At 44.2% G+C, this 13,323-nt stretch carries 12 protein-coding genes; 11 read left to right on the forward strand and 1 reads right to left on the reverse strand.

Annotation, left to right across the window (positions count from 1 at the left end):
- Window positions 1-9 precede the first annotated feature (9 nt).
- Both ftnA and ND16A_RS00965 read left to right on the forward strand, forming a co-directional pair.
- Window positions 10-540: a non-heme ferritin gene (ftnA, locus tag ND16A_RS00970; protein ID WP_033079293.1), complete on the forward strand. Its 531-nt coding sequence runs from the start codon at window positions 10-12 to the stop codon at window positions 538-540.
- A 61-nt stretch (window positions 541-601) separates the two neighbouring features.
- Window positions 602-1,786: an NAD(P)/FAD-dependent oxidoreductase gene (locus tag ND16A_RS00965; protein WP_033079351.1), complete on the forward strand. Its 1,185-nt coding sequence runs from the start codon at window positions 602-604 to the stop codon at window positions 1,784-1,786.
- A gap of 39 nt (window positions 1,787-1,825) precedes the next feature.
- Here the strand turns inward: ND16A_RS00965 and queG are convergent, their stop codons facing one another.
- The gene (gene queG, locus ND16A_RS00960; protein WP_235282262.1) at window positions 1,826-3,013 is read right to left on the reverse strand and encodes a tRNA epoxyqueuosine(34) reductase QueG; all 1,188 of its coding nucleotides are present in this window, start codon (window positions 3,011-3,013) and stop codon (window positions 1,826-1,828) included.
- On the opposite strand from queG, the gene ND16A_RS00955 reads away from it, so the two are divergent.
- The 9 genes from ND16A_RS00955 to hflC all read left to right on the forward strand — a co-directional run bounded on the left by ND16A_RS00955 (window position 2,985) and on the right by hflC (window position 13,130).
- Window positions 2,985-4,481, forward strand: coding sequence for a bifunctional ADP-dependent NAD(P)H-hydrate dehydratase/NAD(P)H-hydrate epimerase (locus tag ND16A_RS00955; protein ID WP_033079294.1), 1,497 nt, complete (start codon window positions 2,985-2,987; stop codon window positions 4,479-4,481). The genes queG and ND16A_RS00955 overlap by 29 nt on opposite strands.
- Window positions 4,482-4,484: 3 nt before the next feature.
- Window positions 4,485-4,994 carry a tRNA (adenosine(37)-N6)-threonylcarbamoyltransferase complex ATPase subunit type 1 TsaE gene (gene tsaE, locus ND16A_RS00950; RefSeq protein WP_033079295.1) on the forward strand — a complete coding sequence of 170 codons (510 nt, stop codon included), beginning with the start codon at window positions 4,485-4,487 and terminating at the stop codon, window positions 4,992-4,994.
- A 46-nt stretch (window positions 4,995-5,040) separates the two neighbouring features.
- Window positions 5,041-6,348 carry an N-acetylmuramoyl-L-alanine amidase gene (locus ND16A_RS00945; protein WP_033079296.1) on the forward strand — a complete coding sequence of 436 codons (1,308 nt, stop codon included), beginning with the start codon at window positions 5,041-5,043 and terminating at the stop codon, window positions 6,346-6,348.
- 21 nt (window positions 6,349-6,369) lie between these two features.
- On the forward strand, window positions 6,370-8,226 hold the full coding sequence (gene mutL / locus ND16A_RS00940; RefSeq protein WP_033079297.1) for a DNA mismatch repair endonuclease MutL: 1,857 nt from the start codon (window positions 6,370-6,372) through the stop codon (window positions 8,224-8,226).
- A 47-nt stretch (window positions 8,227-8,273) separates the two neighbouring features.
- Window positions 8,274-9,218, forward strand: a complete 945-nt coding sequence (gene miaA, locus ND16A_RS00935; protein ID WP_033079298.1) for a tRNA (adenosine(37)-N6)-dimethylallyltransferase MiaA — start codon at window positions 8,274-8,276, stop codon at window positions 9,216-9,218.
- Between the two features lie 237 nt (window positions 9,219-9,455).
- Window positions 9,456-9,698 carry an RNA chaperone Hfq gene (gene hfq, locus ND16A_RS00930; RefSeq protein ID WP_033079299.1) on the forward strand — a complete coding sequence of 81 codons (243 nt, stop codon included), beginning with the start codon at window positions 9,456-9,458 and terminating at the stop codon, window positions 9,696-9,698.
- A 32-nt stretch (window positions 9,699-9,730) separates the two neighbouring features.
- Window positions 9,731-11,017 (forward strand): ribosome rescue GTPase HflX, encoded by a 1,287-nt coding sequence (hflX, locus tag ND16A_RS00925; protein WP_033079300.1) that lies wholly within the window; start codon window positions 9,731-9,733, stop codon window positions 11,015-11,017.
- Window positions 11,018-11,085: 68 nt separating this feature from the next.
- Window positions 11,086-12,243, forward strand: a complete 1,158-nt coding sequence (hflK, locus tag ND16A_RS00920; RefSeq protein WP_033079301.1) for an FtsH protease activity modulator HflK — start codon at window positions 11,086-11,088, stop codon at window positions 12,241-12,243.
- Between the two features lie 2 nt (window positions 12,244-12,245).
- Window positions 12,246-13,130, forward strand: coding sequence for a protease modulator HflC (gene hflC / locus ND16A_RS00915; RefSeq protein ID WP_033079302.1), 885 nt, complete (start codon window positions 12,246-12,248; stop codon window positions 13,128-13,130).
- The last annotated feature ends 193 nt before the right edge of the window (window positions 13,131-13,323 follow it).

The following is a 13,323-nucleotide window of genomic DNA, read 5'->3' on the forward strand; positions in this document are numbered from 1 at the left end:
AGAGAAACTATGTTAAAAGCACAAATGGTTGAGCAGTTAAATGCACAAATTAACCTGGAATTTTATTCATCCAATTTATACCTGCAAATGAGTGCCTGGTGTGAAGACAAAGGCTTTGAAGGCGCCGCTGCCTTTTTACGCAACCATGCCATCGAAGAGATGCAGCACATGAACCGTTTATTCACATATGTGAGTGAAACCGGCGCCATGCCAATTTTAGGGGCGATTGACGCACCTGATCATCAGTTCGAGTCGTTAAGCGCGGTGTTTCAAGCCACCTATGAGCATGAATGTTTAATTACCGAAAAGATCAATGATTTAGCCCATGCGGCGTTCAGCAATCAAGATTACTCTACCTTTAATTTCTTACAGTGGTTTGTTGCCGAACAACACGAAGAAGAAACGCTGTTTAAAAGCATTCTTGATAAGATTGAACTGGTGGGTAGTGACGGTCATGCTTTGTTCTTCGTTGACAAAGATTTGGCGGAAATGGCGAAACAAGGCCCGGTTTCGGTCATGCCTGAGCCCGTTGGCGCGTGATCAGTAAAGTGAAAACCGCATTTAAACGATAGTAAACAACAAAGGTTTAACCGTTATGGCTCTGCAAAACGTTGATGTGTTAGTGATTGGTGCCGGCGCCGCCGGATTAATGTGCGCATTAAATGCCGGTTACCGCGGCCGCAGTGTGGTGGTAGTAGATATGGGCAAAAAGCCAGGCCGAAAAATTATCATCAGTGGTGGTGGGCGCTGCAATTTCACCAATCAACATGCTGCGCCTGAAAACTACCTTTGCCAGAACCCGCACTTTGTTAAATCGGCGCTATCTCGCTATAGCCAGTACGATTTCATCGACATGGTAGAACGGCATGGCGTTGATTATCATCACAAAACTTTAGGACAGCTGTTCTGCGATAACAGCGCCCACGATATCGTCGATATGTTACTCACCGAATGTGACTGGGCTGGCGTGCAAGTTCATTTACAAAGTGAAGTGCATAAGGTCAATCAGCACGATGATGGTTTTATTGTCACCACCAATGGCAAAGACTATCAATGCCAGTCACTGGTGATCGCTGCTGGCGGGCTAACCATGCCAAAGCTTGGTGCTACTCCAATCGGTTATAAAATTGCCGAACAGTTTGGCTTAACCGTATTGCCAACGTGTGCGGCATTGGTACCCTTTACCTTGCAAGATCATGATAAACAAAAGTTGGATGGTCTGTCGGGTATCAGTGTCGATTGCATCGTTACTAGTGAAAGTGGTACCAGCTTTCGCGAAAATATCTTGTTTACTCACCGTGGTCTGTCTGGCCCGGCAATTCTGCAAATTTCATCGTATTGGCGAGCCGGAGAAGAAGTAAGTATTAACTTACTGCCGGATTTAAACGTAACCGAACACCTGGCCCATGTTCGGCAGGAGAGCCCGCAACGAGCGTTAAAAACCGCTCTATCGCACATCCTGCCAAAACGTTTGATTGAACGATTGTATGACGCCAACGAGTTACCCGATAAAGCGATAAATCAATTAAGCCACAGCGAAATTGCCGAGCTTGAACAATACTTTCACCAATGGCAAATCAAACCCAATGGCACTGAAGGCTATCGCACCGCCGAAGTGACCTTAGGTGGGGTTGATACCGATGAGTTGTCTTCAAAAACCATGGAAAGTAAAAAAGTACCCGGTTTGTATTTTATTGGTGAAGTGGCGGATGTCACTGGCTGGCTGGGGGGGTATAATTTTCAATGGGCCTGGTCTAGCGGCTGGGCGGCCGGGCAAGTTGCTTAGTCGCCTTTTGCTGCGAACGTTATGGCATTAGCGTCAGCTTTAAGCATCCCTGGGTAAACCTTTCTCAATGGTGCGAATTAAACGCGCAGTTAAACGCTGGTTTTTATTTTCGGCCAGCTGTTCAAGCTTTAATTGTTGTTGTGCTAAGGCCCAATCAATATGCTCTTGTACCATCGCACTGGCACCGATATGTTGTTGCGCTAACGCACTGACTATTTGCTCATCGTAGCTGGCGTTACCTAAGGCCACGGCGATATTGCGTTGCCAACAATCAAAGCCAATGCGGCGAATGGGTGAGCCCTCGGTATTTTTTAAAAATTCCTGTTCATTCCAGGAAAATATTTCCAGTAAATGGATATTATCTAGCCGGTTTCTTGGCTGAAAATCATTTTCAGCGGAGAGTTTGGCAAATTTATTCCATGGGCAAATCAGCTGGCAATCATCACAGCCATAGATACGGTTGCCAATTAATGCTCGAAACTCGAGGGGAATCGCCTCTCTTAACTCTATGGTTAAATACGAAATGCAGCGTCTGGCATCCACCACATAAGGGGCAACGATAGCTTTGGTTGGGCAAATTTTAATGCAAGCAACGCATTGACCACACTGATTGGCTTTTGGCGTATCTACCGGTAACGGGATATCGACCATCAATTCGCCAAGAAAGAACCAGGAGCCAGCCTGGTTATTCAACAGTAAGCTGTGTTTTCCTACCCAACCAAGTCCTGCTTTTTCAGCAAGCGGGCGTTCTAATACCGGCGCGGAATCGACAAACGGACGAAAGTTAAGGTCATGGCAATAGTGTTCAATTTTTTTGCCCAGTTGTTTTAAGCGGTTGCGCATTAATTTATGATAATCGCGGCCCAGGGCATAGCGGGAAATAAACGCATGTTGCTCTCGCTTCAGGGTTTTAGCAAATTTTGCATCGGTCGGTAAATAATCTAAGCGCACCGAAATTACCCGTAAGGTACCCGGTAGCAATTCATCAGGTCGGGCACGCATAAGATCGTGCCTGGCCATATAATCCATATTGCCGTGATAGCCCTGCTCCAGCCAATGTTGTAAGGCTTTTTCGTGGCTTTTTAAATCAACATCACAAATGCCGACATCAGCAAAACCAAACTCTTTGCCCCAAAGCTTGATTTTTTCAGCCAGTTCCTGATAGTTAATAGCAGCACTTTCATTCATGGGATCGTTTATGTTACCAGTAAAATTTTTGGCAAGCATACCACAACATGCCTATCACTCTGAAATGGTTGCACGCAATGAGGGCGCAATTGCCAGGCAGCAACAGTTAACTTTGTATCAATTAATGGTCGCTGCCGGCCAATCAGCATTTGAACTACTGCAGCAACAATGGCCAGCTTGCAACACTGTTTTGGTGGTATGTGGTCGGGGTAATAATGCTGGCGATGGCTTTGTCTTGGCGCGACTGGCGCTGCAGTTTGGTATGCGTGTTTATCTGCACTCGCTGGCAGCGCTTGATGATTATCAAGGGGATGCAAAGCTTGCCAGTCAACAGTTTATCGATGCTGGTGGCCGTATCGATAACATTGATGATATCGATTTAAATGGTATCGATGTCATTATTGATGCCATGCTAGGTACTGGTATTAAAGGTGCGGTAAGAGACAATTTTCGCTCACTGATTGAGTTGATAAATGCTCACGATAGCCCCGTTTTAAGTTTGGACTTACCCTCAGGTTTGAATGCCAATACCGGCCAGGTGCAAGGTTGTGCCATTGTCGCGGATATTACGGTGACCTTTGTGGCGATGAAAATTGGCCTGTTAACCGGTAAAGCTAATGATTATTGTGGCCAGTTGTATCTTGCCGGTTTGGGCATAGCTCAACAATTTGCTAAACAGATTGCCAGTAAAACGTCTATTAATGCACCGGCCCATTTAACGCCACTGGCAACACGGCAAGCCAGTGCGCATAAAGGCAATAGTGGCTTTGTCTTAACCATTGCCGGTAATAAAGGCATGCCCGGGGCTGCCCGTCTTGCCAGTGAAGCCGCGCTGAGAGCAGGCGCGGGTTTGGTCGCGGTTGCTTGCCATCGAGAAAATCAAGTCATCATCACTGCGACCAGGCCGGAGCTCATGCTTGCTGATCTTGAGGTAAGTGATGGCACAGATCATCAGCAAAAATTAACCAAGGTTGATGCCGTTGTGCTTGGCCCAGGTCTGGGCTCTAACGATTGGGCCGAAACAAAATTCAGGCAGGCGTTAGCGTTGAATAAGCCTATGGTCGTCGATGCCGATGGCCTAAACCTGTTGGCCGAATATCCGCAATATCGTGACAATTGGGTACTCACACCGCACCCTGGCGAAGCCGCTCGGCTACTAAATACGTCGGTAACCATGATTGAAGCGGATCGATTTTCCGCAGTAAAAGCCATCGCCGTAAAGTATGGCGGCATTTGTGTGTTAAAAGGTGCCGGTAGCCTAATTAGTGATGGTGACAGCGTCGCCATTAACATTACCGGTAACGCCGGGATGGCCGTTGGTGGTATGGGGGATGTCTTAGCTGGTATCCTTGGCGCATTAATATTACAATCTGACAATATATATACCGCGGCCAAATATGCCGTGCATATTCATGGCAAAGCGGCCGATATGGCAATCATCAATGGTCAAAAGGGCCTGTTGGCCAGTGATCTATTTCCCTTTATAAGACAATTGGTAAATCAATAGTTAATGAAAAAATTAGCGCAAATAACATTAGACTTAAGCGACGAACAGGCAACGGTTGCCATGGGCAAGCGATTAGCCGCGATCACCCAACAATTAGATCTAGCCAGTTTGCTGGTCTTTTTGCATGGTGATTTGGGCGCCGGAAAAACCACCTTAACCCGAGGTTTTGTGCAAGGCATGGGCCATAACGGCAATGTAAAAAGTCCAACCTATACTTTGGTGGAACCCTACGAGTTAGCGCCTTGGCATGTGTATCATTTTGATCTGTATCGTTTGGGCGATCCGGAAGAATTAGAATATATGGGCATTCGCGATTATTTTGCGCAAAAATTTTGTTGTTTTATTGAATGGCCAGAAAAAGGTGCTGGTCTTTTACCCCAAGAAGACCTTATTATAAACTTGCAGTATAATGACCGGCAAAGACTCATTACCTTACAAGCAAACAGTAGTAAAGGTGAGCAACTAATCGCGGCATTAGTACAACAAACTAAAACAATAAAAAGACAAGGGTAATTGGTAGAGTTTTCAACTATCGCTTGTGGGAAAACGTTAAAGTAAGATGAGCAGCATAACCAAAACAATCATTATCATATGCTTCACATTATTTAGCCTCAATGCCTGGGCGCTAAATGTGATCGAAGGTGTGCGAATTTGGCCGGCACCAGAAAATACCCGAGTAGTGTTTGATTTGGATGGTAAACCGGAACACAGCTATTTTTTCCTGAAAAGCCCTGATCGTTTAGTGATCGACTTTAACAATACGGTTAATGCCGCCAATTTATCCAACCTTGCGAAAAACGACACCCGGATCAAACTGATTCGAACCAGTACCGGAAAAAATAAAAATTCGGTACGTTTGGTGCTCGAGCTTAGCGGCACTTACCAAGAGAACATCTTTGTGCTTAACCCTACCGGGCCTTATGGCAATCGGTTGGTAGTGGATTTATTGGATCATAACCGTACTGTGGTGGCCAAGCATAAACCGAAAAATACCAAGCGTGATGTTATTATCGGCATCGATGCTGGCCATGGCGGTGAAGATCCGGGCTCAATCTCAAAAAATGGCACCCATGAAAAACGCATTACCTTAAGCATTGCCAAACGCTTAGAAAAAATTATTAACCAGGAACCGGGGATGAAAGCGGTGATGATCCGCACCGGTGACTATTTTGTCAATTTAAACCGCCGTACCGAACTGGCACGGAAAAAACAGGTAGACTTTTTAGTCTCAATACACGCCGATGCGTTTCGTACTTCACAGCCTCGAGGCGGTTCCGTTTGGATCGTCAATAATTCTCGCGCACAATCAGAATTATCCCGTTGGCTGGTCAATCGAGAAAAAAACTCAGAGTTACTCGGCGGTGGCGGTGAATTGATCAAGCGCACTAATGACGATAATTTGGCGGTATTCCTCGCCGATTTAACCAAAGACAAATCGTTAGAAATTAGTGACCGTATGGCCAATAATGTCATTAAAGAGATGAAAAAAATCACCAAAATGCATAAATCGAAGCCACAAAATGCAAGTTTGGCGGTGCTAAAATCTTCCGATATACCATCTATGTTGGTGGAGACAGGTTTTATTTCTAACCCGTACGATTTTAAAAATTTAATGTCTGCCAATCATCAAAAAAAATTGGCCAAGGCCATTTTTACCGGCATGAAAAAATACTTTGTTCGCTATCCGCCAGAAGGCTCGTTACTCGCAAGTTTAAAACCAACCCAGCATAAAATCAGCAGGGGCGAATCGTTATCAGTGGTAGCCCAACGTTATAAAATATCGGTGAAAGACTTAAAGTTGGCAAACAATCTTAAAACCGATGTGGTTAGAATTGGTCAAACCTTGACCATTCCCCGGGTTAACTAATAATCAGTTAAGAGTAAATTCATGTCTATTGCGGTATTACCAGCTCGTCTTGCTAACCAGATAGCTGCTGGAGAAGTGGTCGAACGTCCAGCTTCTGTGGTCAAAGAATTAGTGGAAAACTCCATCGATGCCGGTGCCACTAAAATCAATATCGATATCGAAAAAGGCGGCGCTAAGCGTATTAAAATTACCGACAATGGCAAAGGTATCATCAAAGATGAGTTAACCCTGGCGTTATCTCGCCATGCCACCAGTAAAATTAAAAATCTTGACGATCTCGAATCGATCGACAGTTTGGGATTTCGTGGTGAGGCCCTTGCCAGTATCAGTTCGGTTGCCAGATTAACCTTAACCTCGAAACCGGCCGAACAAGACTCCGCCTGGCAAGCGGTTGCGTTTGGCCGAGATATGCAGGTTGAGGTAAAACCGGCAGCGCATCCAGATGGCACCAGCATTGATGTTGAAGATTTATTTTTTAATACCCCGGCCCGGCGCAAATTTTTAAGGACTGAAAAAACCGAATTTACCCATATTGATGAAGTGGTACGACGCATTGCCTTGTCAAAGCTGGACATCACTATGGTATTAAGCCATAACGGCAAAGTAATACGCCAGTACCGCAGCGCCAAAACCGACAAACAAATTGAGAAACGCATCGCCAGTGTTTGTGGCCAAAGTTTTATCGACAATGCCATTGCGCTTGAATTTCAACACGATAACTTACATTTGTGGGGCTGGATCGCCAAGCCGCAATTTTTCCGTAGCCAGAATGATCTGTGTTATAGCTACGTTAATGACCGGATGATGCGGGATAAATTAATTAACCATGCGATCAGGCAGGCATACGGTGAACGGTTAAATCACGATGGCTATCCGGCGTTCGTGTTGTTCTTAAATCTCGATTTTTGCGACGTGGATGTTAATGTGCACCCGTCCAAACATGAAGTCAGATTTCATCAGGCACGTTTCGTTCATGACTTTATTTGTTCGGCCATTGAGCAAACTCTGCTGAGTGAGCAAGAAAATCTTAGTGAACAATTTCAATCTGTTAGTGGTTGTCAAAGCAGTAGTCGCGACTATGTGCAACCGTTAACGGCGATAAATGAACAAACTCAGGCATTTAACCAGGCAGAGCGGCAGCAAGGTCAGCAACCGCAGCAAAGTAGCCGCTACTCAACAGACAGGCCATCAACGCAGGCGCTAGACAATTATCAATCGCTACTGACAACTCAATCAACGAAACCTTCATCTGGTCAAAGTTATGCTGATGTTGTTATTAGCCAATCAGCAGAGCAAGCTATGCCTGTTGCCAATGGTCAGTTAGAGCAAGCACCAACCACAAAGCTGCGCTTATTGAAAATGGTTGCCACTGACATTGCTTTAATCGAGTATCAGCAACAGTTGTGTTGTTTAAAATTAATGCCGATGTTGCTACAAATTACCCAATGGCAATTGCAACAATCGTTTGCCTCCGGCATAGTTTCGCAACCCTTGTTATTACCGGTTTCGGTGAGTGTCAGTGATGAGCAATGGCAATTTATTGCCAACAATGAAGCCGGCTTTAATCAGGCCGGCATCGTGTTAGAGCTAAAAGGCAAGCAATGCATTATTCGCCAGTATCCGGCACAACTAAGAGATAAAGATATCAATCAGAGTTTTAACAAGTTATTGGCGCTATTAACCGCTGTCGATGAGCTGGATACCAGCGCCTGGGTCAATGCGTTTGCCCAGCTAAAACTACCAGAAACCATTGATTTTATTCAGGCCCAGCAAGTGTTGCTGAATAGCAACTCGCTGAAAAATTTTGATCTTTCTGATTATCTGCGCTTGAATTCTCGAGAAGTCGACCTAACATCCTACATTAAGCAATTACAATAACCCTGTTCAATTCAGCAGAACAGTGACAGCAGGCAGCATTAGCTATTATGAGCGACAGCAAGCAAGCAGATTTACCACCAGTGATATGTATTATGGGGCCTACCGCCTCAGGTAAAACTGATCTTGCCTTTCAATTAAGTGACCACCTGCCGTGTGACATAATTAGCGTCGACTCTGCTCTGGTATATAAAGGCTTTGATATCGGCAGTGCCAAGCCAACCAGCGAAGAGTTAGCCAAATACCCGCATCGGCTGATCGATATTATTGATCCGAGTGAAAGTTATTCGGCCGCGGATTTTTGTCGCGATGCCAAACGTGAAATTGCGGAAATTCGCAGTCGCGGCCGCATTCCGGTATTGGTTGGCGGCACCATGATGTATTTCAAAAGTTTGCTTGAAGGTATTTCACCATTACCGGCAGCCAATGCTGAAATTAGAGCCGCTATTGAAGCCGAAGCCGAGGTGAGTGGCTGGCACCATATGCATCAGCTATTGGCACAAGTTGACCCGGTTGCCGCAGAGCGGATTCATCCCAATGATCCACAGCGTCTTATTCGGGCTTTGGAAGTGTATCGCCTTACCAATAAGTCGATGACTGAGTTAACGCAAGTAAAAGGTGAAACTCTTGATGGTAAAGTATTACAGTTTGCCATCAGCACGACCGAGCGCGCCGAATTGCACCAAAGAATTGAACTTAGATACAACATTATGCTGGAACAAGGGTTTCAGGCAGAAGTAGAGCAATTGATGCAACGTGCAGATTTGCATGAAAACCTGCCGTCTGTTCGCTGTGTTGGTTATCGTCAAATGTGGCAACATTTAAATGGTGAGTTTGATTTTGACGAAATGGTGTTTCGTGGCGTGTGTGCTACCAGACAATTGGCTAAGCGGCAATTAACCTGGTTGCGTGGTTGGCCAAATTTGACCTGGCTAACGACCAATGATGAAAATAATTTGCAGCAAGTGTTGCAACAGCTCAATTATCGCGGTTAACGAACGGTTGTTTTAGGGTAAAGCATTTGTTGGTAAGTCATTTTTATCGGCTTTTTATATATCAATTAGCAAAGTTCAAATCATAGTGTATAATTAAGAAGCTCGTTGTGTAACTAGTTAAATTTCAACTAAATATTTACATGACAATTAGAACATGCACTTAATGAAAATATAAATTTAATTAGTTTAGCAGTATCCGGTTTATCGGATTAACAATAACAATAAGGGGCCAAAATAATGGCAAAAGGGCAATCTTTACAAGACCCGTTTTTGAATGCGTTACGTCGTGATCGCATTCCTGTGGCAATTTATCTTGTCAATGGTATTAAATTACAAGGTCAGGTGGAATCATTTGATCAATTCGTAATTCTATTGAAAAATACCGTGAGTCAAATGGTATACAAACATGCTATCTCAACGGTAGTTCCTTCTCGTGCAGTAAACACATCTCCGGCTGATTTTAATCAACCGATGGAATAACACTTAAATGAAAATGAATTGGAGTTGCTCATTTGTTTGATAGGCATCAAGCAGGTGAGCAAGCAGTACTTGTTCACATAGATTTCCCGCAAGAAAACGCCCGCGAAGACCTGCAAGAATTTGAAATGTTGGTATCTTCTGCCGGGATAAATTCTTTAACAGTAATTACCGGTAAACGTGACACCCCGCATCCTAAGTATTTTGTTGGCAGCGGCAAGGCTGAAGAGATACGTGAAGCGGTAAATCTGTTTGATGCGGATGTGATCTTGTTTAATCACGTATTATCACCGTCACAAGAAAAAAATCTTGAGGCCTTGTGTCAATGTCGAGTGGTTGACAGAACCACGTTAATTTTAGATATTTTTGCGCAACGGGCCCGTACCCATGAGGGTAAGTTACAGGTTGAGTTGGCGCAATTGCGTCATATGAGCACCCGGCTAATCCGCGGTTGGACCCATTTAGAGCGGCAAAAAGGTGGTATCGGTTTACGTGGCCCGGGTGAAACCCAGTTAGAAACCGATAGACGATTATTACGTGAACGTATGCATAATATTCGTGGTCGTTTGGCCAAGGTTGAAAAGCAGCGACATCAGGGGCGACGTGCCCGTGAGCGTGCTGAAATTCCTACAGTCTCTATCGTCGGTTATACCAATGCTGGTAAATCCACGTTATTCAATCGTATTACTGACTCGGATGTTTATGCTGCCGATCAATTGTTCGCTACCCTTGATCCAACGCTGCGTAAACTCCATATAGAAGATGTAGGGAAAATTATTTTAGCCGACACCGTGGGGTTTATTCGTCATTTACCACACGATTTAGTGGCGGCGTTTAAAGCAACACTCACAGAAACCCGCGAAGCACATTTGCAACTGCATGTGGTAGATATTAGTGATGAACGGCGGGCAGATAATATTGCCCAGGTAGATGCGGTGTTGAAAGAAATTGAAGCGAACGAAATACCACAATTGCTGGTGTGCAATAAAATTGATAATCTGCATGACGTTGCACCAAGAATTGATCGGGATGAGCAGGGCAAACCTATCAGGGTATGGCTATCGGCCAGAGCCAATATCGGTTTAGAGTTGTTAAGCGCGGCGTTAACCGAGTTGCTGGCGACCGAATTAATCGAGCACCGGTTAAAGATACCGCCCAGTGCCGGTAAATTGCGCGGAACTTTATATCAATTAAATTGTATAAAAGAAGAGAGCTATGATGAACAAGGCAATTGTTTCTTGGATGTAACTTTACCTTTGCGCGAGTGGAATAAATTGTTGAAAGTTGGTAAAACTGACCTAGAGGGCTTTATCCAACATTAACCTATTGGTATTATTAACCAATCGTTATTAATACATATTTTTAATATTGCAACCTATCGGAGAGCAAAATGGCTTGGAATGAACCGGGGAAAAACGATAATGATCCCTGGAAAAATAAAGGCGGTCGTGATCAAGGACCACCAGATTTAGACGAATTACTAAAAGATCTTGGCAATAAATTTGGCGGGATTTTTGGCGGCAATAAACCAGGGAAATCTGGTGGCGGCAAAAGTTTTAGCAGTTTTGGTGCCGGCATAATCATTGCCATTGCCGTTGTCGTTTGGGCGGTAGGTGGCTTTTATACCATCAAAGAAGCTGAGCGCGGCGTAGTGCTACAATTTGGTGAATTTAATGGTTTAGTTGAACCAGGTATTCACTGGCAACCAACGTTTGTGCAAAAAGTTATCCCGGTGGATGTACAAACCACACGCAACCTGCCTGCCAGCGGCTTCATGTTAACCGAAGATGAAAACGTCGTTCGGGTTGAAATGCAAGTTCAATACCGTATCGTTGATGCCCGCAATTACTTATTCAGTGTGACTAACGCCGATGGCAGTTTAGAGCATGCGTTTGACAGTGCCATCCGTTATGTTGTTGGTCATTCAAAAATGGATGAAGTACTAACCTCTGGTCGTGAACAAGTACGTCAGTCGGTATGGGCCGAGCTTGAAAAAGTAATTGACGCCTACAACATGGGTTTATTAATTTCCGATGTCAACTTTAAAGATGCGCGTCCACCAGAACAGGTGAAAGATGCGTTTGATGATGCCATTGCCGCGAAAGAAGATGAAGAACGTTTCGTGCTAGAAGCCGAAGCTTACGCGTTATCGGTAGAACCGGAAGCTCGTGGTCGGGCTAAGCGTTTAGAACAAGATGCCATTGCCTATAAACAGCAAATTGTACTTGCCGCCGAAGGTGAAGTGGCAAAGTTTGAGAAGCTATTACCCGAATACAAATCAGCACCAGAGGTGACTCGTCAGCGCTTGTATTTAACCACCATGGAAAAAGTCTATTCAAACACTTCGAAAGTGATGGTTGATGTCGACGGTGGTAATAACATGATGTACTTACCATTAGATAAAATTATGCAGCAACAACCGCAGAGAAATTATTCGAGTGCAACGCAGTTAAGCCCTTTGCAACAAAATCCGTTGCAAAGAAGTAAAAACTCGACGGTAAATTCTTCATCAAACCGTACTGATCGCTTCAACAAGGGGGGTAATTAATCATGAAAAACTTCGCAATTATCATCCTGATCATACTGGGGCTATTAACGGTATCATCAGTGTTCGTCATCAATGAAGGCGAACGTGGTATCGTCTTTCAGTTCTCGAAAATAAAACGTGACGGCGCTGGCGAAATGCGGGTTTATGAACCTGGTTTGCATTTTAAAATCCCATTGATAGAACGGGTCAATAAAATTGATGCCCGTATTCAAACTCTTGATGATGTGCCAGATCGTTTCGTCACGGCAGAGAAAAAAGATGTCTTGGTAGATTCTTACGTGAAATGGAAAATTGTTGATTTTTCAACCTTCTATGTACGTACTGCCGGCGGTAACATCGACAATGCGCGCGCGCTATTGAAACAAAAAGTGAATAACGGTTTACGTACCGAGTTTGGTTCTCGTACCATTAAACAAATAGTTTCTGGCGATCGTGATTCATTGATGGAAGAGGCGATGCTTAGTGCTGAATCGAGTAAAGTGGATTTAGGCATTGAAGTCGTTGATGTTCGGGTTAAACGGATTAACTTGCCGGAAGAGGTGAGTAACTCAATCTATGAGCGGATGCGTGCCGAACGTAAAGCGGTAGCACAGGAACATCGTTCACAAGGCCGTGAAAAAGCCGAAGTGATCCATGCAACTGTCGATGCTAAAGTGACGGTAATGCTGGCCACTGCGAATAAAGACGCGTTTACCCTACGTGGTGAAGGTGATGCTTTAGCCGCTAAAGTTTATTCCAATGCCTATAACAAAGATGCTGAATTCTTTAACTTTGTCCGTAGCTTGCAAGCGTATGAAAACAGCTTTAACTCGAAGAGCGATATCTTAGTGGTGAAACCAGATAGTGATTTCTTCAATTATCTGAAAGCGCCAAAAGCGACTAATTAATAAATTATTTAGTCTCTAAAAAAACCTCCTGCTGGAGGTTTTTTTGTAACTGGTTGGCGGGGTTTTAACCTGAAGTATCCCCACAAATATTTGAGTAAGTGTTTGAAATCTGGTTAAATTAATTTCACCACAAAACAGAAATAACCAAACTTCAAACACTATGCGACCATTTTCAAACTTTTTTACCCAAGAA

Origin of the sequence: Thalassotalea sp. ND16A, from assembly GCF_000764205.1 — a bacterium.
GTDB lineage: Bacteria > Pseudomonadota > Gammaproteobacteria > Enterobacterales > Alteromonadaceae > Thalassotalea_A.